Raw genomic sequence first — 21366 nt, forward strand, 5'->3', positions numbered from 1 at the left:
AACCTCCGTATTTGTGACTATGCTTAGAGGAAAGGGCACCCCCAAATTTCTAGCGGATGGCGCCCTTATCGTCTAAACTGTGGTATTTTTATTGCGCTTCGGAAGCGTTAGCTGCATCTTGTGCAGCCTGTACGTTCTCAAGCATCTTCTCCGGTTCGATATCTCCACCGATGACCTGCTGAATTCCAAGGGTAAGTGCCGTGTTGACACTAGCTTGAACTAAAGCATCATAGGCTGGGAAGGATTGATCGATTTCGTTCAGAGACTTGAAAACATCCTGCATGATCTCTTCATCTGAAGTGGAGTTCATCGTTTCAATCTCCATCTTCATGGCAGGAAGCACTCCGTCTTCCTTCAACCCGCGAAGCTGCATTTCATCTGTCCACATGTGCTTGATAAACTCTTTAACAGCCTGCATTTTACGAGGATCGTCCTGAACGGAAGCAGAGAACCCATAACCGTTGTTGGCATCCTGCATGGCGACGATTGGATCGCCTTCGTTAAGCGGAGGAAAGTTAAAGAATCCGATCTTGCCTACCATATCACCAGCTTGTTCCGGGTCCCTGAACACACTTGTCGCCCAGGAGCCGTCCATCATCATGATCGCTTCACCAGAAATAATCTGATTTCTCATATCCGCATATTCTAATCCGAGTTCACCTTTTTTGTAGTATTCTTTTTGAACCCATTCCTGATGTTTCTTTACAGCTTCAACCATTTTCGGGTCCGTCCATTTGGTCTCGCCGGTTTTAAATCCGTAAGTAATTTTCGGGTCCGCATAATAACTCCACAGGTTATTGGTGGTCATTAAAGGAATCCATGCGTCTTTGGAAGCCTGGGCAAACGGTATTTTCCCATCAGCCTTGATGGTTTCCGCGATCTGTTCCAGTTCAGCCAGCGTATTTGGAACCTTCAGGCCTTTTTGCTCAAAATATTCTTTATTGTAGAAAAACCCTTCAATGGAAACGCCAATAGGCAGACCGTAAATTTTTCCATCATGTGTGAACGGGTCCAGTGTATTGAATTTATCTTTAATACCTAGCTCTTCAACAATTGGAGTAAGATCCAGCATCAAACCTTCTTTGGCATACACGCCTGCATCCGGACTGCCAAATACATCGAAAATTTCAGGCGGTTTTCCGGAGGCCATCTCCCCTCTCAACTTCTCCTTACGGTTAACTTCGGAGTCCACAGCATCCAGGTTAATTTTAAGCCCTGGCACAGCTGCTTCCGTCTTTTCTACTACATCTTCGAGCAAAGCCAATCTGAATTTTTTGGAATCACCGACTTGAGTATGACGAATCGTAATTTCGAACGGTTCGTTACTTGTTTCCGGCGTCCCCTCGTTGCCTTCAGCCGGCTCTTTGCCTCCCCCACAACCAGATACGATTGCTGAAGAAACGAGAAGCAGTGACATCAGCAATGCAAGGCTCTTTTTCTTCATGATTGCTTGACCCTCCCAAATAATAAAATATTATGTAGCTATATACTTATTATAGAAAGCGATTTCATATTAAGTAAGACCGATAATGTTATTAAGAAGGGATAAAATCCTCTAATATGTATAAAACCCTTGACCATCCAGTATAAGGTTGTAAATGATATCGTTTTAACTGAGTTACAGGAAGTATAAGGCAAAGAAAAAGGAACTGGCCTAAAGCAAAACTTCTGCTTATAGGACAGTTCCCTATATGTGACATCAAAAACATGTCATGTATAAATATTAGACCGTTTGTGTCTGTTTTCTGCCTTCTTCAATCAAACGGTATGCCCGAGCTACTTCCTCTTCTGTCGGAGATGGAACGCCTTCCAGGGGATAATCTTTACCAAGCTCCTCCCATTTATACACACCCATCTGGTGATACGGAAGGATTTCAAACTTCTCTACACCATTTAAGGTGCCGATAAATCGTCCGAGCTCTAGCAAATCTTCCTCCTGCTCGTGAATTCCCGGTACGTATACATGTCTGATCCACATGCTTCGACCGTTATCGGAAAGCCAGCGAGCCATCTTCAACGTGCGCTCATTGGATTTGCCCGTGAGCTTGATATGCTTCTCATCATTAATGTGCTTCAGATCGAGCATTACCAGATCGGTATGATCAAGCAGTTCACGAATCTTCTCCGGTTCATTGTAACCGTTCGTGTCCAGTGTCGTATGAAGGTTCCAGCGACGCTTCGCCTCCTTGAACACCTGAGTGACGAACGGGAACTGCAAAGTCGGTTCTCCACCTGAAACGGTGAGTCCTCCGCCCGAAGAACGATAATAATGAAGATACGGTTCAATTTCAGAGAGCACCTCATCAACCGACATGGTCTTCCCTTCATTCAAAGCCCACGTGTCCGGATTATGACAGTACTGGCACTTTAGCAAGCATCCCTGCATGAAGAGTATAAAGCGGATACCCGGACCGTCCACCGTACCGAACGTTTCTACGGAGTGTACATGGCCTTTAATCATACTGATGTCACCCTTTCTGTATCCGCCTTGTCATAAACAAAACCTGATTCATGACTTATTATAATCCGACTGTCTTACATCGCGCCATGGAAAGTACGATTAATAACATCCAATTGTTGCTCACGAGTCAGTTTAATGAAGTTAACAGCATAACCCGATACGCGAATGGTCAATTGCGGATAGTTTTCTGGGTGTTCCATTGCATCGATCAATTGTTCGCGATCAAATACGTTTACGTTCAGGTGATGTGCTTTGCTGCCAAAATAACCATCCATCATGGATACAAGGTTATTCTTACGAGTATCAGCATCTTTACCCAGTGCTTTTGGCACGATGGAGAAGGTATTCGAAATACCATCCAGGCTGTGCTCATAAGGCAGTTTTGCAACGGAGCTCAAGGAAGCGAGCGCACCTTTTTTGTCGCGTCCATGCATTGGGTTAGCACCTGGTGCAAACGGCTCACCTGCTTTACGTCCGTCTGGAGTCGTACCTGTTTTCTTACCATAAACAACGTTTGACGTAATCGTCAATACGGACTGAGTTGGCAGTGCGTTACGGTAAGCTTTATGCTTGCGAATCATGCTCATGAAAGTCTCAACGAGATCAACAGCAATGCTGTCAACACGGTCGTCATTGTTTCCGTAGCATGGATACTCGCCATCGATTTCAAAGTCAACTGCGATGCCTTCCTCATTGCGGATCGGCTTCACTTTAGCATATTTGATAGCACTCAAGGAGTCCGCAGCTACCGACAAGCCTGCGATACCGCATGCCATCGTACGCAGAATATCACGGTCATGCAGCGCCATCTCAATACGCTCATAAGAGTATTTGTCATGCATATAGTGAATGATGTTCAGCGTGTTCATGTACAGCTTCGCAAGCCATTCCATCATCGGCTTGAAGCGTTTCATTACTTCTTCGTAATCAAGAACGTCTGAAGTGATCGCAGGGAACTCAGGTCCAACTTGAACACCGGATTTTTCATCACGGCCACCGTTGATTGCATACAACAGCGCTTTAGCCAGGTTAGCACGAGCTCCGAAGAACTGCATTTGTTTACCGATACGCATAGCGGATACGCAGCAAGCAATACCATAGTCATCTCCGTAGATCGGACGCATCAAATCGTCGTTCTCATACTGGATGGAGCTTGTTTCGATAGATACTTTTGCACAATATTTCTTAAAGCCTTCAGGCAGCTTTTCAGACCACAATACTGTCAGGTTTGGTTCTGGGGCAGGTCCAAGATTGTACAGTGTATGCAAGAAGCGGAAACTGTTCTTGGTTACACGTGTTTCGCCATTCATAGACATACCACCGATGGACTCAGTTACCCAAGTAGGGTCACCGCTGAACAGCTCGTTATAATCAGGTGTACGCAGGAACTTAACGATACGGAGTTTCATAACGAAATGGTCAACCAGTTCCTGTGCTGTTTCTTCGGTTAGTGTACCTTCTTCCAGATCGCGCTGAATGTAAACATCCAAGAAGGAAGATACACGTCCAAGAGACATAGCGGCACCGTTTTGCTCTTTAATCGCTGCAAGGTAACCAAAATACACCCATTGGAATGCTTCCTTGGCAGTTGTTGCTGGTTTGGAAATATCAAAGCCGTGCATTTCCGCCATTTGTTTTAATTCTTTCAATGCGCGGATTTGCTCAGACAGTTCCTCGCGAAGACGAATAACATCCTCATCAATCACGTCAACTTCGAGGCTTGCAAGCTCGTTCATTTTATCTTTAATGAGGAAATCAATACCGTAAAGAGCAACCCGACGATAGTCGCCGATAATGCGTCCACGACCGTAAGCGTCTGGCAGACCTGTAATAATACCGGCTCTGCGTGCAGCTCTCATCTCTGGAGTGTAAGCATCAAATACCCCTTGGTTATGGGTTTTGCGAATGTTTGTGAACATATCTACGATGCCTTGCGGAAGCTCAAAGCCATAAGCGTTACAAGCATCAATCATCATCCGGATACCGCCAAACGGCTGAATGGAACGTTTGAATGGCTCATCGGTTTGCACCCCGACAACCTGCTCTTTATCTTTATCCAAGTAACCAGGCTTGTGCGAAACAATGGTGGAAGGAGTGTTTACGTCCACGTCCAGCACACCGCCGGCATCTCGTTCCTTTTTCGACAAATCCGATACGATATCCCATAGTGCTTTCGTATTCTCTGTTGGGCCAACCAGGAAATCTTCTTTACCATAATAAGGATCAATGTTTAAAGCAATAAAATCATTAACATCTACCGCTCTTGTCCATTTACCTGTTTTGAACCCTCTCCAACCGGACTGCATGTCTTTAACTTCTTTTTCAATCACCGACATTTTTAATCCCTCCATGTTCTGTTGTCGAGGCATGAGTTTATTATTCTATCTTCTCATGTCCCTCATCCCAGATTTTTAATGTGACATATTTCACAATCAAGGATGTGAAATACCGGCCTCTTTCCTTGCCGAAAAGACTGTAATTATTTGCATCTGAGATTGTTTCTACAATTACAATTTTAGTCCCGTTTTCTGAAAACAGCTGTGACAAACATCACAATCGAAGTGATATTTGTCACGCTGATTCACCATATTTTACTTATTTGTACTAGTTGTCAAAACGTCCGTAGAACGCGTTGCGATACACTTCTGCAAGCTCTGTTACAAGAGGCAGCTTTGGATTCGCCGTTGTACATTGGTCTTCAAATGCACGGTCTGCCAAGTAATCCACACGGCTCTCGAAATCAGCTGGATCGAACCCGAGTTGTTGGAAAGACTCCTCAATACCGAGTTTTTTGTTCAGGTCACGAATCGCTTTGATCAAGCTGTTCACACCCTCTTCGGTTGTACGAGCCGGCAGGCCAAGGATACGGGCAATTTCCGCATATTTCTCATCTGCTACGAAGTGACGGTATTTAGGCCACGAGGAAAACTTTGTCGGCTTCTTCGCATTGTAACGGATAACGTGCGGCAGCAGAATCGCATTCGTACGTCCGTGTGCCGTATGGTATTGACCGCCCCATTTATGAGCAAGGCTGTGGTTAATACCAAGGAATGCGTTAGCAAAAGCCATACCTGCCAAAGTCGAAGCATTATGCATTTTTTCGCGAGCCAACGGATCGCCGGTCAATGCGGATTTCTCAAGATACTGGAATACAAGCTGAATCGCTTTAATCGCAATACCATCCGTAAAGTCGTTCGCCATAACGGATACATAAGACTCAATAGCGTGAGTAAGAACGTCCATACCTGTATCAGCAACCGCTGTTCTAGGCAAGCTGTATACATACTCTGGATCGATGATTGCCACATCAGGCGTCAATTCATAATCAGCCAGAGGGTATTTAGTATTGCCTTGTTCTTTATCCGTGATTACTGTAAAGGAAGTTACTTCCGAACCTGTACCCGATGTTGTCGGAATCGCAACAAACTTCGCTTTTTGTCCCAATCTTGGGAATTTGAAAATCCGCTTGCGGATATCCATAAATTTTTGCTTCAGGTTATTAAAGTCGGTTTCCGGATACTCATAGAACAGCCACATTCCTTTTGCAGCGTCCATTGGAGATCCACCGCCCAGAGCAATGATGCAGTCCGGTTGGAATCTCTTCATCATCTCAGCACCACGCTGAACTGTAGTTGTCGATGGGTCCGGTTCAACTTCAGAGAATACTTCGATGGCAACCGGAACCTGACGCTGGCGGAGATAATGCTCAACCCGCTCCACGTAACCGAGTTTCACCATCATGGGGTCGGTAATAATAGCTACACGCGTAATATCCGGCATTTTCGCAAGGTATTGAGTTGATCCTTTTTCAAAATAAATCTTGCTCGGTACTTTGAACCACTGCATATTCACGGTACGACGGTTCACCCTTTTCACGTTGATGAGATTGACGGCGCTCACGTTCGAAGATGTCGAGTTGCGGCCATACGATCCACAGCCCAAAGTCAGGGACGGCAAGTTCGTATTGTAGATATCACCGATCCCCCCCTGCGAGGAAGGCTGGTTCACCAGAATCCGGCAAGTTTGCATACGATCCGAGAACTTTCTGATGATCTCTTCGTTATGGGAATGAATGACGGACGAGTGTCCCATACCGCCAAAAGCAACGACTTCAGCAGCACGATCGATTCCCTGCTCAGCTGTCTTCACTTTGTAGCAAGCCAGAACCGGGCTTAGCTTCTCGGCAGAAAGCGGGAATTTTGTCCCCACGCCTTCAAGCTCAGCTACCAGGATTTTGGTTCCTTCCGGAACTTTAATACCGCAAGTTTCAGCGATTTTCACTGCAGACTGACCAACGATTGCAGGATTTACTGCACATTTGTCAGCAACAATTGCCCCAGCTGTAAGTTTGGCTGCTTCCTCTTTGTTGACGAAATAGCAACCGCTCGCGATCATTTTTTTCTTTACTTGTTCAAAAATAGCTTCTTCTATAATAACAGCCTGTTCTGACGCACAGATCATGCCGTTGTCAAACGTCTTGGAAAGAATAAGGTCATTGACCGCTTGATCAAGGTCAGCCGATCTTTCAATAAAGCAAGGTACGTTACCAGGTCCCACTCCAAGAGCCGGCTTACCGCAGCTATATGCCGCTTTTACCATTGCTGATCCGCCTGTTGCCAAGATGCAAGCTACGTCAGGATGGTTCATCAATGTATTTGTTTTTTCCATGGACGGTTCTTCGATCCATTGAATACAGTTCTCTGGAGCACCCAGTTTAACTGCAGCATCCAGCAAAATCTTCGCTGCTTCACTGCTGCAAGCTTGTGCAGAAGGATGGAAACCAAAAATAATCGGGTTTTTCGTTTTGATGGCAATGAGTGCCTTGAAAATCGTCGTTGATGTCGGATTCGTAACCGGGGTAATCCCCATGATGATGCCTACAGGTTCAGCAATCTTCTGGAAGCTGTCATAAGGGTTATCCTCAATAACACCAACCGTTTTATTGTATTTGATGCTGTTATGAATATACTCGGTAGCAAACATGTTCTTGATAATTTTGTCCTCGTATACTCCACGACCTGTTTCCTGTACAGCCAGCTTGGCCAGGTGCATATGTTTATCCATCCCAGCAAGTGCCATAGCTTTAACGATCTCGTCGATTTGTTCCTGAGTCATTGCAACAAATTGTTCTCTTGCTTTGTTCGCCTTGTCGATTAAGCTTTGAATGTAGTCACCTGCTGTTTGCTGTTTCACCTGAGCGGCTTCATTTTTAGTGGCCATCTCCCTCATCCTCCTGTAAAAAAATGTTTAATATCTCTCTACAACTCGATCATATCACAGGCCTTCCTAAAAAGATAGTGAATTTTTTCACAAACTTAAAAAAGTTTTTCAGAAAGTGATTCAAAGCGCTTTCTTTTCCAGTTTTTCAAGATGTCTGTGCAATCTTACACTTCATTTTGCCTATTAAAAGTGAAAATAATCACAATGTTTGAAAATTCGCCACTTTTATCGCCCTTTTTCGCCCCACAAGTGAATCTATTCACGTTATAATTAATTTAAATTTAACAGAAAATATTAGGGAGTTAGGGGATAGCGACATGAGAACAATGGATGATGTCATGGAGGCCCAAGGAAATACCAGCTGTTTTTCAGAGCAAAACCTCAACCGTCTGCTCGTTAGTATGAAGGATCGTGTGATACCAGAAGGTTCCCATCTATTCTGGGAAGGCGACTTTTCCGATAAACTTTACTATGTTAAACGCGGACGCATTAAATTAACCAAATCGACGGATGAAGGTAAAGAACTTATTCTATATATGTACCAAGCTGGTGACATGGTTGGTCAGGCCGATCCATTCTTCAGCACTAAGCACAGCTTCTCCGCTGAAGTGCTTGAAGAAAGCGAAGTTGGTGTTATTGAGTATAAGGATCTGGAAATTCTCATCTGCCAGCACTGTGATTTCGCCATCGATTTCATGAAATGGATGGGGATTCACCACCGAATTACACAAACCAAGTTCAGAGATCTGATGATGTATGGCAAGCCAGGCGCACTTACCTCAACGCTGATCCGCCTTAGCAATACGTATGGCGAAGTTCAGCAGGACAATTCGATCTTAATTAATAAGAAAATCACGCATACAGACTTATCCAATATGATCGGTGCAACGCGCGAGAGCGTAAACCGAATGTTAAGCGATCTTCGCAAAAAGAAATTTGTGGAATATGTAAGTGGAATGATTCTCATCAAAGACTTGACTGCATTGCAGGAAATCTGCCACTGCGAGTTATGTCCTGCTGAGATCTGTCGTATTTAATCTCTTGCCAAAATATCGCAAGAAACTTGTAAGACGCCTGACGTAAAATCAGGCGTCTTTAATCGTTAATGGGAAAAATCCTTGTTTTTCACACGCTTTGTCGTCTTTTTTCCTGTAACCGGGGATATAAACCAGTAGGCCATACCTACGAACAAACTTCCTCCAATGATGTTGCCAAGTGTAACCGGGATCATATTGTTGACCCACCCGGCAAGTGAAACCGTCTCCGGATGTTCAGGCAGCATCGCAGCTAAAGATAATAGAGTCATATTGGCCACACTATGTTCGTAGCCCGTTGCAATAAAGGCAAACAGACACCACCAGATGAGAATCAGCTTTGCGGTTTCCTCTTTCGCCCGGTTCCCCATCCATAAGGCAAGGCAGACGAGCCAATTACACAAAATTCCGCGGAAAAACAATTCCATAAAAGGCGCGTTCATTTTGTTGGTTGCTATTGAAAAGAGAACATGCTCTGATGAAATGGCCTTAAACAAGCCGGAACCCCAAACAAGCAGACTGAGCAGCACAGCTCCTGCCAGATTCCCAAAGAACACGATCACCCAGTTTTTCAGTGTATCTCCAAGCGATGTTCGACCAGCTAAAGTACTCATAGTGAAAAACATGTTGTTGCCTGTGAACAGCTCCGCTCCGGCAAACACAACTAGTGTCAGCGCAATGCCGAAGGAAGCTCCCATCACCAATGTTTGAAATGGCGAAGATGCCGCCGCAAATGGAGCTCCCAACTTTATGATGAGCACAATCCCGATTCCGACATAAGCACCCGCCAGCATAGCTGAAATGAAGCATCGGAGCACACTTGCATTCATCTGCTCTTTCTTTTTCACCGCGCCCTCAATGATGCTCTCCACTCCCTGTGTGAACATAAGGCTTCCTCCCATGGAAATTAAAATAGCTGCTATTCTCTACACAGCGATCTGTACCTTCTCTCCATTCAACCGTACCGGATAGGTTCGAACCTGCCCGTGATCCGGGGCCTGGACTTCACCGCTCTCCAGATCAATCCTCCAGTCATATAGCGGATCATATATATAATGACCGGAGACAATCCCTTCAGCCAAAGGTCCGCCTTTGGGATGAGGGCTTTTATTTTCCAGAGCAAATAACCGGCCATCCGATGTGCGAAAAACAGCAATCTCTTCATTTTTGATAACGATCACTTTTCCGATTCTCAGCATAAATTCATCTCTATGACCAACATCAACATACTCACCGATCATTGTCATGTTATGATTCTCCTTATATCCTCATTATTTAAACAGAAGTAGGTCTACTTTCTTGATACATCGCTGCAAGTACTTTTTTATCGTTCAGTACTTGTTTCCAAGGCTCCTTCACCTGCCGTAAGGCTGCCTCTATTCTCTGGACTAACGCTTTCCGCTCTTCATGGTCTTCCAGAATGGTCTTCTTGATGTTCTCAAGTCCTATTCGTTCCACCCATTCCGAAGTTCTTTCCAAGTAATTTCCTGTTTCCCGATAATGCTGAATTATCGCACCGCATATCTCAAACAGCTCACTATCTGTTTTCACCTTGCAAAAGGAATCCGCAATCCGCGCCTTGATCCCGCCGTTGCCGCCAATGAATACTTCCCATCCTCCATCGTTTCCGACAATACCGATATCCTTCGTACACGACTCGGCACAGTTTCGCGGGCATCCATTCACGGCCATTTTAAATTTGGCTGGCAGGTCCAGTCGCTCAAACTTTTTCTCAAGCTCCGCTCCGATCCCCATGGAATCCTTTGTACCAAACCGGCAAAATGTCGAGCCCACACATGTTTTGACCGTACGAAGTGATTTGGCATAAGCATAACCCGATGGCATATCAAGCTCTTCCCAAACCTTCGGCAAATCTTCCTTCTTTACACCGATTAGATCCAAGCGCTGTCCCCCGGTCACTTTAACAACCTTCACATCATATTTAAGCGATACATCTGCAATCCGCTTCAAATCTTCCGGTGTTGTCACTCCGCCGTACATCCGGGGAACGACTGTATATGTCCCGTCTTTCTGGATATTGGCGTTCATGCGCTCATTGACGAAACGTGATTCCTTCTCATCCTTATAGGTTTCCGGATAAATCATCCCGAGATAATAGTTGATGGCAGGGCGGCATTTTGAGCAGCCTTCAGGCTGGTTCCACCCCAAAACATTCATAACTTCTCTGATTGTTCTCAGACCTTTGCTGCGAATTTCTGCTACAATCTCATCCCGGGTGAGAATAGTACAGCTGCATATTCCTAGCTTCGCTGCACTTTGAAAGCCATCGCCAAGCACATATTGCAAAATCTGTTCAACAGCAGGCTTGCATCCTCCGCAAGATCGGGTCGCTCCTGTACATGCCTTAATGTCGTCTACCGTGTTTAGACCCTGAACAGTTATCGCATCCACAATGTTTTTCTTGGTAACCCCGTTACAGCCGCACACAATTTCTGCATCATCCATTTTTTCAACAGCGATTCCTTTTGAGACTTCCCCTCCGCAGCCTGTTCCCATGATCGTATGATAGATCTCATCTGTCATACGCGCTTCTTGTTTGATGAGCTTTTGCAAAGCTGCCGATTCAGTCACATCACCAAATAAAACAGCACCGACAATAACGTTGTTTTTCAGCAGTATTTTTTTATAAGTTTTTTTCCATTCATCCTTGGATGCAATCACCGTATGTTCCGAAGATTCAATAAATTCACCGGCAGAGAAAACATCAACACCGCTGATTTTCAGCTTGGTTGATACGATAGAGCCTTCATACGGCGCTGTAGCTGCTCCGCATAGATGTTTGGCAAGCACCATCCCCTGCTCAAACAACGGAGCGACAAGACCATAGCATACACCCCGATGCTCATTGCATTCTCCAACGGCATACACATTTTCCATCGAAGTCTGCATATAATCGTTGACTATAATACCTCGATTCACTTGAATCCCGCTTGCTTTGGCTACGGCTATGTTCGGTTTAATCCCAACGGCCATTACTACAAAACCAGCTTCCAGTTCTGTACCATCATCAAAACGTAACCCCGTAACCTGTTCACCACCAAGTATCTCTGTCGTCTGTTTACCCATAGCAAACTTGATCCCTTGCCGCTCCAGCTCGCTTTTCAGCATAGCCGAGGCGCTGCTGTCAAGCTGACGTTCCATCAAGTCATTCATCAAATGAACAACCGTAACGTCCATCCCCAGGTTCACAAGTCCCTTGGCCGCTTCAAGCCCTAACAGTCCACCACCGATGACTGCAGCTTTCTTGTGTTTCCGGGCAGCCTCAAGCATTTGACAACAATCTGCAATATCCCGAAAACCTACTACTCCTTCTTGGTCACTTCCAGGTATGGGTAACATAAACGGAATCGATCCTGTCGCGATAATAACGCGATCATATGAAACAGCAAGACCGTTCTCTGATATAACCAGCTTGTTTTCTCCATCGATTCTGGTGACTGTTGTTCCCGTGTATAGTGTAATGTCATTTTCTTTATACCAATCCAAGTCATTCAGCACGATATCATGAAGCGTTTTACTACCTTCCAAAACGTATGACAGCATAATCCGGTTATAATTGGGATGCGGCTCACTGCCAAATACGGTAATATCATAAGCGCCGCCTAGTTTAATGATTTGCTCTACTGTACTTATCCCTGCCATGCCATTGCCTATAACGACCAGCTTCTCTTTTTTATTTTCCGTCATGATCGCTTCCTCCTTAAGGCCTATCCAACCCGCTTATTTTCACCGTAAGCAAGCTCTGCCCGTGATTTGACTAAAGCAATAACCAATCATTTCATTTATTTCCATTAAAACTATTACAAGGTAATTATATACGGATCATGACATTGTTTTTGTGATTCATTTCACACCAAATTTGTATATTTTATCAATTTTTTTGAAAAACAATATTAAAAAACGCCTTCCCCCCTTAAATAAGGATGAAAAGCGCTTCTGTTAATTATAAAGCCGACTTGTTTGTCTTTAAGTGATTAAAGCTTTCATATAAGTACGTCCACCTTTGGGCACTTTTAAATAGGGACGAAGACCCGAAAATCCTTGGCAGCTTAGATCAACACCCGTCATCCAGTTTCCCGCAACGTTGATGCCCTCTGTCTTTAGTACCAGGGCAGGTGCAGATATTCGCTCCTGATAAAGAGGAATAGCCATTTCAAGTGTTTTGAAATCTTTCCCTCTTTCTTTCAAAGGAACAGGACTTAGATAAGTAGGAACAAAATAACACGAAATAATCTCCATCTCTTCTTCAGTAAAAAATGGATCATCGCCAAGGAACGGATGAAACAGGCGTATTTTCTCGAATTTGGACCAGATGATCATCTGCAGTATTCTGCCTAGAAGTCCCTTATCATGAAATGCTAGACGCTCATCCATCGCAACCGTTGATTCCTCTGCCTGGATATGTGTTTCGGAAAATTGAACATATCGTTCACACCCAATACATTTCCAACCCTTCGGGCTCTTGATCCATTTCTGAAAAATTCCGCTCTCTGCTTCCTCTTTCCATGAAGCGGCTTCCGTCAAATAACCATTCATACCGAGCAATGCTTTCCAAATGGATTCCGGAAAGTAACATTCCATAAGCATTTGAGTCTTATCAAAAATATGCTGGACTTTTAAAGAAGCCCATTCAAGCTCGGCGACTTCCTCTTGTCCATAATGAATATGCGGCTGTGCAACCGTTTCTTCCATAAAGGCTCGCCTCCTTGTATGCTTTAGGGCCATTTTTCCAATTATACTATATTTAACCCAATATGGTGCAAGTCCATCTTCATTTACGACAAAAAACCCTGGTGATCAGCAAATCTGCTTTGTACCAGGGTAACATCAAAAATCTTTTATTTCATTTTACTCATCCACCCATTGTTCGGCCCAGCTTGCAATTTGTTCCATTACGGGTTTCAAAGCCTTGCCCTTCTCGGTCAGTTCGTACTCAATACGAACCGGCGTCTCTGGGTATACATGTCTAATTAAAATACCTTCGCTTTCTAAATCCTTCATTCGCTCAGACAACATCTTATCACTCATGGACGGAATATAATTTGAAATATCCTTAAAGCGTTTCGGCCCGCTCATCAGCGTCTGAATAATCAACCCGTTCCAACGCTTTCCAAGAAAAGAGAAAGCAGATTCAAAGCGGGGGCATAAACAGAGCTTTGTAGCTTCCATATCATTCTCACCTCTTTACAGAGTCACACGATTTACTGTGAATCTAAACTTACAATAAGTTAGTATATTTAATTTTATCATACTTTTATAAAACTGAAAACCATTTACCTATTTATAACTGCAAAATAGACAAATACGTGGAACAATTTTTCATTATACAACATAAAGACCAAACAAAAAAAGTAAAAAATACGCTTTATAAAAGATAATAACATTATTGTCTTTCTATATCCCGATTATTCCGTGAAAGTTAAAGATCGATCTGCATGTGAGCTTCTTTCCCAGAACATTCGTTGGGCAGGGGCAATTGGAGGAATGCTTCATATTCGCCAGTGGTCCAGTCAAACACAAAAAGAGGTGCCCCGCAAGATCTATAGATCTTGTGGGACAGCCTCATATGAAAGGTAATTTTATACAAGCACACCCAAAGGACGAACAGAAGACTCGGAATGACCGAATACAGGTTTGACTGTGTAGGCATTAGCTGCTGTCCATCTAATCCCATTGGAAATGACTTTTAAAATTTCAGGGTTATAATATGTCGGATATGTTTCATGACCAGGGCGGAAATAAAAAATACGTCCTAGCCCGCGTTTAAAGGTACATCCACTCCGAAATACTTCTCCACCCGCAAAATTGCTCACAAAAATCAGTTCATCCGGTGTGGGGATATCAAAAAACTCACCGTACATTTCTTCGTGTTCGAGAATGATATGACTATTCACTCCTGATGCAATCGGATGTGTCGGATTGACAGACCACAAAACCTCCTGCTCTCCGACCTCACGCCACTTTAAATCGCAGCTCGTGCCCATCAGTGCTTTAAACGGCTTGGAAAAGTGTCCTGAATGAAGGACAACTAACCCCATACCTTCTTGGACGCGTTTTACGACCTTGGCTACAATTTCATCCTCCACTCGATCATGAGCCATATGGCCCCACCACAGCAATACGTCGGTCGAGTTCAAAACTTCATCGGTTAATCCGTGCTCCGGTTGATCTAGCGTTGCTGTTCTAATGTTAAACTCCGGACTTTCCAGACCCTTAGCCAAAGCCATATGGATACCTTCCGGATAAACTTGTTTAACCTCATCGTGTATATTTTCGTGTACGAACTCGTTCCAAATCGTCACATTTAACATGTAGCTGTTTCCCCCTAGTTCATTTACAGACCGCCAATTGTAGGTTTTACACCCACCACATTTCTCCAAGCGGCTCTTCAATCAATACCTGCTGCAGATTCTGAACTGCTCTGGAGAAGCCTTCCTCTACAGACATCAATCCGTCTTCATGTTCAATGCTTACGACATAATCGTATCCAACAAGACGCAATGCGCTCATCATATCTGCCCATTCTTTAATATCATGACCATAGCCTACGCTGCGGAACTGCCAAGCGCGATCCAACATTTGAGTGTAGGACTGCATATCGGTCACACCGTGTTTATTCACGTTTACAGGATCGATGACGGTATCCTTGGCATGGAAATGATGAATCGCTCCTTCACGTCCCAAAATATGAATGGCTTGAACAGGATCAATACCTTGCCACCACATATGGCTAGGATCAAGGTTTGCACCGATCACTTCTCCTGCTGCTTCACGCAGGCGCAGCAGCGTTGCAGGCGTGTGTACCGAGAACCCGCCATGAAGTTCCAGACCCACTTTCACACCGTGATCCGCTGCAAATTTACCCCACTCGCTCCAATAAGGAATGACTTTATTTTTCCACTGCCAATCCAAAATTTCTTGATAATCATTTGGCCACGGTGCTACAGGCCAGTTCGGATACTTCGCATCTTCATGATCTCCAGGACAGCCTGAGAATGTATTAACTACAGGAACTTCAAGCTTCTCAGCCAACTCTACTGTTTTTACATAGACGTCGTGAAATTCCTGTGCAATTTTCTTTTGCGGATGCAGAGGATTGCCGTGGCAGCTCAAAGCGCTGATGATAAGACCACGGGATTCAACTGCTTTTTTAAAGTCTTTCAGAGCTGTTTCATTCTGGAGCAGTTCATCTGGATTACAGTGTGCGTTTCCAGGATAACCTCCGGTTCCGATCTCTACCGCTTTCAAACCTTTGGAAACGACATAATCCAGTGCATCTTCCAATTTACGACCACTTAACAACACCATGAATACTCCCAGTTTCATAGTATCCCTCCTGCTTCAAAGTTTACTGCATCGATTATTTGGTTTACTGTTCATTGTTATGAAGGCTTAGTCTTCAAAGCAATCTGCTGTTCGAATCCGGTTATAACGGTTACAGTAAATCGCTTTAAGGATTTGAGTTTTCGGAACATGCTTATTTTAACAAATTCAAAGCTACGGTTCGATAACGGCTTTCAAGAACAATATGTCTTCCTTCCGAAGAGGACTGCTGAAACGAATGCATGATTTCCAAAATATGATAAGCCATTTGCGCACTTGCCCGATGATCACGGTGATTCTCAATCGCCTGAACCATGTCATTGATCCCAAGTCCGCGCTCGTTCCTTCCGCACTCGAACACAGGTTCAAGTGTCTCCCACTGCTCTTGACCCGGACGACGTAATTTTACATCACCGTTAAAATAGTTCGGATCAGCCAGAGAGAGCGTTCCCTGAGTTCCGTAAATCTCCATCCAAGGCAGATCTGATCCGCCAAAGATATCAAAACTGGTGATCATCGTCAAAATGGAGCCGTTCTCAAAATCTACCGTGCCGGCCAAATGAGTTGGTGTTTGAACCGTAATCGCCTTGCCGCTATTCGGTCCTGAACCGATCATACGATCCGGGATCTGAATTCCGGTTGATGCGCTTACCCGGCAAGCAGGCCCTAAAAGCTCAACCATAGCTGCCAGAAAATACGGTCCCATATCCATCATCGGTCCACCACCCGGAGCATAGAAAAATTCAGGATTGTGATGCCAGGCTTCGGGCCCAAGACCCATATTAAAGGCGGTCGCTGCAATCGGTCTGCCAATCAGACCTGATTCGATAGCTGCCTTCGCAGTTTGAACCGTTGATCCAAGAAACGTATCCGGTGCGCATCCTACTCGAAGTCTCTTTTGATCCGCCAGGCTGATGATTTGTAGCCCCTCTTCAAGCGTAACCGCAAGCGGCTTCTCACTATATACATGCTTTCCCGCTTCCAATGCAGCGATATCTACATTGGCATGGCTGGCCGGAATGGTCAAGTTGACAATTAAATCAATTTCAGGTCGAGCAAGCAATTCCTCTACGTTGTAAACGTTCGCGATGTTGAACTCATCAGCACGCTGCCGTGCGCGCTCGGGTATGAGATCAGCGCAGGCAACCACTTCAACCAATGGACTATCCTTCAAGTTTTTTAAGTAAATGCCGCTGATATTCCCACAGCCGATTATTCCTGCCTTCATCTTGATCATCGGTGTCACTCCTAGAAGTGTGAATATGCTCGGGCAATCTTAGTACCATGGTATTCCTAAACGTTTTCATTTAAAATGAATTATATGATCAAAACATGAACTATCTGGTCATTATTTTTATCTTTAAAAGGAGAATCATTGATGCATGAAGAGAAAACTACCCAGGTTATGGCAGCCAATTTCTCATTTCATCGAAAACCGTTTGAGATGACCAAATCAAACGGTTTTGACACATATTTGATGCGCCTTCAAACCGATGGCCGCTGTCGTGCCCGAGTCGACAGCAAGCTATCGCTGATTGAACCCGGAGATCTCTTAATTTTCAGCCCGGGTCAGCCTTACGAACTCAAAATCGATGACGAAGTAAACCCTCAAGGAAAATTAACTATTGAAAGTGGAGATTACCACATCTTTTTTAAAGGCTCCTGGATCGACTCTTGGTGGAACTCGCAGAAACGTCCGACACGAATCCGCATTCCACTAGAGGACCGCTATCTCGGTCTCTTTCGTCAGCTTGTACTGGAACAGCGCCGTTTATCCAATCAATTTCCCGAAATCTCAGACTACACCATGAGAATACTGTGTCTTGAAGTAGATCGACTGCTCTCTGAGCAACCTTCTACGACACCTAAACTGTATCTTGCCCATCGTATGAAACATTATATAGAAGAAAATGCCTCATCCATCTTTAAACTTGAGGATGTCGCTGCTCACGTTGATATCAGCGTGTCGCGAGCAGTGCATTTGTTCAAAGAAGCCTTCGGAATCACCATCATGCAATATACACTGGAGGTTCGGCTTGATATGGCCCGAGAAAGAATCATTTTTAGTCCGATGTCGCTTGAGGCTGTAGCTGAGACATCCGGTTTTAAGAACTACACGTATTTTCACCGAGTTTTCCGTTCACGATTCGGAGTTTCACCAAAACAATTTCGAATTGCGAACCGAACGTAAATCCCCATAATCGGAAAAGACTGTCCTGTAAAGCAGTGTTTAGCTGCTTACAGGACAGTCCCCTTATACTGAACTATTGCTCGTTTATTTACTTTCCTGGTTGTTGATTCTGATCACGCTGCTTTATCGCCTCAGACACCGTCATGGCCAGATCATCATTGCCATATAAAGAGAGAACACCGAGCAGGGTTTGGTCTGTAATCTCCCCCGCCTCCTCTTTTGGTACCGTCAGCTTAATTACTCTAGTCAGACGCTCGTTCATCATCTGATCGGGATAGGCCCTTTGATATAATTCGGCAGGGTCCAGTTCGTGATTAATACACCATTGTGCAAACACGAGAATCATCATGTCCTCATCCTGCCTGTAACTTTCCACGATTCTTTCTTCTATCGATTTATTTGCAGATCCCATACTTCTGTTACCTCCTCATGATCAAGGGAGCTTGCCTGTATAAACCTCCCTGATTCCATGAAGACATTATACCCGTTCTAACGTAGAAGTTAAAATAATGCTTATTCTGTCACTTTGATGAATGCAAGATTTCGTTTAGCTTCTTTATCCTTCTTTTTCTTACTTATTGTGCCCAAAGTAACCACAGCAACAATGACAGCAATTTCAAAACCGTATTTTACTACCGGATTAGCAAACCAGTGATGAATAAGCGGCTCATCCACAAACATTTTCGAAGCTGTCCAGGCCAGTACAGCCGCACCGATTGTAATAATGATCGGATACCTCTCCGTAAACTTCAGAATGATGGTACTTCCCCAGATCATAATCGGAACAGAGATGGCAAGACCGATGATGACGAGCAGAAATTCTCCTTCGGCAGCACCGGCAACAGCGAGAACATTATCCAGACCCATCATCGCATCAGCGATTATAATAGTACGGATCGCAGTCCACATTTGACTTTCTGCTGATATTTCGTGTTTCTTCTCCTCTGTCATCAGCTTGTAAGCAATCCAAAGCAGTGCCAGTCCTCCGATCAGTCTTAACCCCGGAATTAACAGGAGCTGAACGATCAAAAGTGTAGCAACAATACGGATTACAATGGCGCCAACAGTACCCCAGATGATCACTTTCTTTTGATCTTCTTTCTGCACATTTCGGGCAGCAAGACCAATGACGATGGCGTTATCCCCGGCAAGAACCAAGTCAATAACAATAATCGCCATGAGCGCACTCCAGAATTCCATTGACATTACATCCATGTTCCCTATCCACCTTTCTTCGTTTATTTGTATGGTTCCTCTTCCCGGTGAACTCATTCCATGAAAAAAGCGCCTTTCCTTAAATAAAGGAAAAAGGCACTTTTTGAGCACATAAAAAGATTTTATTCCATAAATCATCCTCTGGTTTTGTCCAAGCGCTTTTTGATATGATAGGATCGCCTGACACAATAATTTTTCGAGAACCTCATGGAAAGGATTGACTATGAAAAAGTGGATCATACCTGCGTTATATATCCTCGTCCTCGCTCTCGCTTTTACTTATAGAAATGAAATTTTAGACTGGCTAAATACCAACGATTCCTTTTTTGTTCTATTGACTTTAGCCACCCTGTTCGCTCTATTCCCTATTCTCCCTTATAAAGCAGTCATTGCCGTATTGGGATATGTCTATGGTACTTTTTTAGGTGCTTTAATCGCTTGGCTCGGTACAACTTTTGCCGCCATCATCATATATTTTCTTGCCGCTTTCGCTTTTCGTCAGCCAGGAAGAAAACTTCTCGCCAAATATGCTTATCTGGATTCGTTCACTACCGCTGTCGAAAAGCATCCATTTAAAGCGATTGTCATCGCTCGCCTCGCTCCGATTGTGCCGCAAATGGCTGTCAACATATATGCAGGTGTCGCTTCAATTCCTTTCTGGATTTATACAGCTGCCTCGGGGCTTGGAAAAATTCCTGCGATCCTTATTTATGCTTACCTGGGAAACGGCCTAGCTCATAATCCGCTGCTGTTTGCTGTGCTTGCTTTCGTATTAATGGCTGCTGCTGCTGTTATTTTCATATTATATCGGAAGAAATATTGAACCATCTCGTGAGATTTTTTGGATAGAAGGGTAAAATGATTTATAATTAAATTTATACTAATTTTTGAAGTAACTTCACCTAGGATTTGGAGGGTTATTATGAATAATACACAATCAACGACTGAGCTTGCCACGTTTGCGGGAGGATGTTTCTGGTGTATGGTCTCTCCTTTTGAAGAGATGCCTGGCATTCTCAAGGTTGTATCCGGCTACACCGGCGGCCACACAAAGAATCCGACCTACGAAGAGGTATGCTCCGATACGACCGGCCATTATGAAGCCGTACAAATCACGTTTCAACCACAAGTGTTCCCATATGAGAAATTGCTTGAGCTGTTCTGGCAGCAGATTGATCCGACCGATCCCGGCGGACAATTTCACGATCGGGGCACTTCATACCGTACAGCTATTTTCTATCATACCGAGGAGCAGAAGCATCAAGCCGAGGCATCCAAACAAGCTCTTGAAGCAAGCGGCCGATTTGACAAACCGATCGTTACCGCCATCATCCCAGCCAGCGAATTTTATGAGGCGGAAGAATACCATCAAAACTATCATAAGAAAAACCCCCTTCATTACAAACGATATCGTAAAGGGTCCGGGCGAGAGGATTTCATCGAAAAACACTGGTCTCCTGCAATAGACAAGGAGGAGCTGAAAAAACGTCTAACGCCTCTTCAATATGATGTCACACAAAATAACGCTACCGAACCGCCCTTCCAAAATGAGTTTTGGGATCACCAAGGAGAAGGGATTTATGTTGATATCGTTTCTGGCGAGCCTCTCTTCAGTTCGCTGGACAAGTATGACGCTGGCTGCGGTTGGCCAAGTTTTACGCGCCCGATTCAGGAATATCATGTAAAAGAAAAGCTTGATCTAAGCCACATGATGGTACGAACTGAAGTCCGAAGCAGACAGGGCGACTCCCATTTGGGACATGTCTTTGAGGACGGACCTGGTCCAAATGGTCTTCGATACTGTATCAATTCTGCCGCTCTTCGCTTTATCCCAAAAGAAGATATGGAGAAGGAAGGTTACGGTGAATATTTGAAGTTGTTTAACACATAACGTCTTATAA

General features: G+C 44.3%; 18 protein-coding genes. 4 read left to right on the plus strand and 14 right to left on the minus strand.

Annotation, left to right across the window (positions count from 1 at the left end; genetic code table 11):
* Positions 1 to 88: 88 nt before the first annotated feature.
* The 4 genes from C8268_RS13280 to adhE form a co-directional block, all read right to left on the minus strand.
* A complete protein-coding gene (locus C8268_RS13280) occupies positions 89 to 1444 on the minus strand; it encodes an ABC transporter substrate-binding protein (RefSeq protein ID WP_106768115.1) in 1356 nt (451 codons plus the stop codon).
* Between the two features lie 279 nt (positions 1445 to 1723).
* A complete protein-coding gene (pflA, locus tag C8268_RS13285; protein ID WP_106768116.1) occupies positions 1724 to 2461 on the minus strand; it encodes a pyruvate formate-lyase-activating protein in 738 nt (245 codons plus the stop codon).
* 74 nt (positions 2462 to 2535) lie between these two features.
* Positions 2536 to 4797, minus strand: coding sequence for a formate C-acetyltransferase (pflB, locus tag C8268_RS13290; RefSeq protein ID WP_106768117.1), 2262 nt, complete (start codon positions 4795 to 4797; stop codon positions 2536 to 2538).
* A 268-nt stretch (positions 4798 to 5065) separates the two neighbouring features.
* A complete protein-coding gene (adhE, locus tag C8268_RS13295) occupies positions 5066 to 7681 on the minus strand; it encodes a bifunctional acetaldehyde-CoA/alcohol dehydrogenase (protein ID WP_106768118.1) in 2616 nt (871 codons plus the stop codon).
* Between the two features lie 317 nt (positions 7682 to 7998).
* Between adhE and C8268_RS13300 the strand changes: the two genes are divergently transcribed.
* On the plus strand, positions 7999 to 8718 hold the full coding sequence (locus C8268_RS13300) for a Crp/Fnr family transcriptional regulator (RefSeq protein WP_106768119.1): 720 nt from the start codon (positions 7999 to 8001) through the stop codon (positions 8716 to 8718).
* Between the two features lie 65 nt (positions 8719 to 8783).
* On the opposite strand, the gene C8268_RS13305 is transcribed toward C8268_RS13300, so the two are convergent.
* The 8 genes from C8268_RS13305 to C8268_RS13340 all read right to left on the minus strand — a co-directional run bounded on the left by C8268_RS13305 (position 8784) and on the right by C8268_RS13340 (position 17296).
* Positions 8784 to 9602, minus strand: coding sequence for a formate/nitrite transporter family protein (locus C8268_RS13305; RefSeq protein WP_106768120.1), 819 nt, complete (start codon positions 9600 to 9602; stop codon positions 8784 to 8786).
* Positions 9603 to 9641: 39 nt separating this feature from the next.
* A complete protein-coding gene (gene nirD, locus C8268_RS13310; RefSeq protein ID WP_199794849.1) occupies positions 9642 to 9962 on the minus strand; it encodes a nitrite reductase small subunit NirD in 321 nt (106 codons plus the stop codon).
* Positions 9963 to 9990: 28 nt separating this feature from the next.
* On the minus strand, positions 9991 to 12423 hold the full coding sequence (gene nirB, locus C8268_RS13315) for a nitrite reductase large subunit NirB (protein WP_106768121.1): 2433 nt from the start codon (positions 12421 to 12423) through the stop codon (positions 9991 to 9993).
* Positions 12424 to 12702: 279 nt separating this feature from the next.
* Positions 12703 to 13428: a hypothetical protein gene (locus C8268_RS13320; RefSeq protein WP_106768122.1), complete on the minus strand. Its 726-nt coding sequence runs from the start codon at positions 13426 to 13428 to the stop codon at positions 12703 to 12705.
* Between the two features lie 156 nt (positions 13429 to 13584).
* Positions 13585 to 13905 carry a winged helix-turn-helix transcriptional regulator gene (locus C8268_RS13325; protein ID WP_106768123.1) on the minus strand — a complete coding sequence of 107 codons (321 nt, stop codon included), beginning with the start codon at positions 13903 to 13905 and terminating at the stop codon, positions 13585 to 13587.
* A gap of 410 nt (positions 13906 to 14315) precedes the next feature.
* Positions 14316 to 15047: a ThuA domain-containing protein gene (locus C8268_RS13330; protein WP_106768124.1), complete on the minus strand. Its 732-nt coding sequence runs from the start codon at positions 15045 to 15047 to the stop codon at positions 14316 to 14318.
* A gap of 46 nt (positions 15048 to 15093) precedes the next feature.
* Complete coding sequence (locus tag C8268_RS13335; RefSeq protein ID WP_106768125.1) at positions 15094 to 16062, minus strand: sugar phosphate isomerase/epimerase family protein; 969 nt, start codon at positions 16060 to 16062, stop codon at positions 15094 to 15096.
* A gap of 151 nt (positions 16063 to 16213) precedes the next feature.
* Positions 16214 to 17296 (minus strand): Gfo/Idh/MocA family protein, encoded by a 1083-nt coding sequence (locus C8268_RS13340; protein WP_106768126.1) that lies wholly within the window; start codon positions 17294 to 17296, stop codon positions 16214 to 16216.
* A gap of 141 nt (positions 17297 to 17437) precedes the next feature.
* Here C8268_RS13340 and C8268_RS13345 point away from each other — a divergent pair, with 141 nt between their 5' ends.
* Positions 17438 to 18250: an AraC family transcriptional regulator gene (locus tag C8268_RS13345; protein WP_106768127.1), complete on the plus strand. Its 813-nt coding sequence runs from the start codon at positions 17438 to 17440 to the stop codon at positions 18248 to 18250.
* An 88-nt stretch (positions 18251 to 18338) separates the two neighbouring features.
* Here the strand turns inward: C8268_RS13345 and C8268_RS13350 are convergent, their stop codons facing one another.
* Together C8268_RS13350 and C8268_RS13355 are read right to left on the minus strand one after the other, a co-directional pair.
* The gene (locus C8268_RS13350) at positions 18339 to 18662 is read right to left on the minus strand and encodes a hypothetical protein (RefSeq protein ID WP_106768128.1); all 324 of its coding nucleotides are present in this window, start codon (positions 18660 to 18662) and stop codon (positions 18339 to 18341) included.
* A gap of 101 nt (positions 18663 to 18763) precedes the next feature.
* On the minus strand, positions 18764 to 19465 hold the full coding sequence (locus tag C8268_RS13355; protein WP_106768129.1) for a TerC family protein: 702 nt from the start codon (positions 19463 to 19465) through the stop codon (positions 18764 to 18766).
* 223 nt (positions 19466 to 19688) lie between these two features.
* On the opposite strand from C8268_RS13355, the gene C8268_RS13360 reads away from it, so the two are divergent.
* On the plus strand, positions 19689 to 20288 hold the full coding sequence (locus tag C8268_RS13360) for a TVP38/TMEM64 family protein (RefSeq protein WP_106768130.1): 600 nt from the start codon (positions 19689 to 19691) through the stop codon (positions 20286 to 20288).
* Positions 20289 to 20387: 99 nt separating this feature from the next.
* A complete protein-coding gene (gene msrA, locus C8268_RS13365; protein WP_106768131.1) occupies positions 20388 to 21356 on the plus strand; it encodes a peptide-methionine (S)-S-oxide reductase MsrA in 969 nt (322 codons plus the stop codon).
* The last annotated feature ends 10 nt before the right edge of the window (positions 21357 to 21366 follow it).

Source organism: Paenibacillus faecalis (genome assembly GCF_900289175.1).
GTDB lineage: Bacteria > Bacillota > Bacilli > Paenibacillales > Paenibacillaceae > Paenibacillus_AQ > Paenibacillus_AQ faecalis.

What these genes read in the sequence shown, in the direction of transcription:
- C8268_RS13300 (WP_106768119.1), top strand. Translation starts at nt 7,999, where the DNA reads ATGAGAACAATGGATGATGTCATGGAGGCCCAAGGAAATACCAGCTGT.
- C8268_RS13345 (WP_106768127.1), top strand. Translation starts at nt 17,438, where the DNA reads ATGCATGAAGAGAAAACTACCCAGGTTATGGCAGCCAATTTCTCATTT.
- C8268_RS13335 (WP_106768125.1), bottom strand. Translation starts at nt 16,062, where the DNA reads ATGAAACTGGGAGTATTCATGGTGTTGTTAAGTGGTCGTAAATTGGAA.
- pflA (WP_106768116.1), bottom strand. Translation starts at nt 2,461, where the DNA reads ATGATTAAAGGCCATGTACACTCCGTAGAAACGTTCGGTACGGTGGAC.
- C8268_RS13360 (WP_106768130.1), top strand. Translation starts at nt 19,689, where the DNA reads ATGAAAAAGTGGATCATACCTGCGTTATATATCCTCGTCCTCGCTCTC.
- C8268_RS13340 (WP_106768126.1), bottom strand. Translation starts at nt 17,296, where the DNA reads ATGATCAAGATGAAGGCAGGAATAATCGGCTGTGGGAATATCAGCGGC.
- adhE (WP_106768118.1), bottom strand. Translation starts at nt 7,681, where the DNA reads ATGGCCACTAAAAATGAAGCCGCTCAGGTGAAACAGCAAACAGCAGGT.
- C8268_RS13305 (WP_106768120.1), bottom strand. Translation starts at nt 9,602, where the DNA reads ATGTTCACACAGGGAGTGGAGAGCATCATTGAGGGCGCGGTGAAAAAG.
- C8268_RS13325 (WP_106768123.1), bottom strand. Translation starts at nt 13,905, where the DNA reads ATGGAAGCTACAAAGCTCTGTTTATGCCCCCGCTTTGAATCTGCTTTC.
- nirB (WP_106768121.1), bottom strand. Translation starts at nt 12,423, where the DNA reads ATGACGGAAAATAAAAAAGAGAAGCTGGTCGTTATAGGCAATGGCATG.
- C8268_RS13320 (WP_106768122.1), bottom strand. Translation starts at nt 13,428, where the DNA reads ATGGAAGAAACGGTTGCACAGCCGCATATTCATTATGGACAAGAGGAA.
- nirD (WP_199794849.1), bottom strand. Translation starts at nt 9,962, where the DNA reads ATGACAATGATCGGTGAGTATGTTGATGTTGGTCATAGAGATGAATTT.
- C8268_RS13355 (WP_106768129.1), bottom strand. Translation starts at nt 19,465, where the DNA reads ATGGATGTAATGTCAATGGAATTCTGGAGTGCGCTCATGGCGATTATT.
- C8268_RS13330 (WP_106768124.1), bottom strand. Translation starts at nt 15,047, where the DNA reads ATGTTAAATGTGACGATTTGGAACGAGTTCGTACACGAAAATATACAC.
- msrA (WP_106768131.1), top strand. Translation starts at nt 20,388, where the DNA reads ATGAATAATACACAATCAACGACTGAGCTTGCCACGTTTGCGGGAGGA.
- C8268_RS13350 (WP_106768128.1), bottom strand. Translation starts at nt 18,662, where the DNA reads ATGGGATCTGCAAATAAATCGATAGAAGAAAGAATCGTGGAAAGTTAC.
- C8268_RS13280 (WP_106768115.1), bottom strand. Translation starts at nt 1,444, where the DNA reads ATGAAGAAAAAGAGCCTTGCATTGCTGATGTCACTGCTTCTCGTTTCT.
- pflB (WP_106768117.1), bottom strand. Translation starts at nt 4,797, where the DNA reads ATGTCGGTGATTGAAAAAGAAGTTAAAGACATGCAGTCCGGTTGGAGA.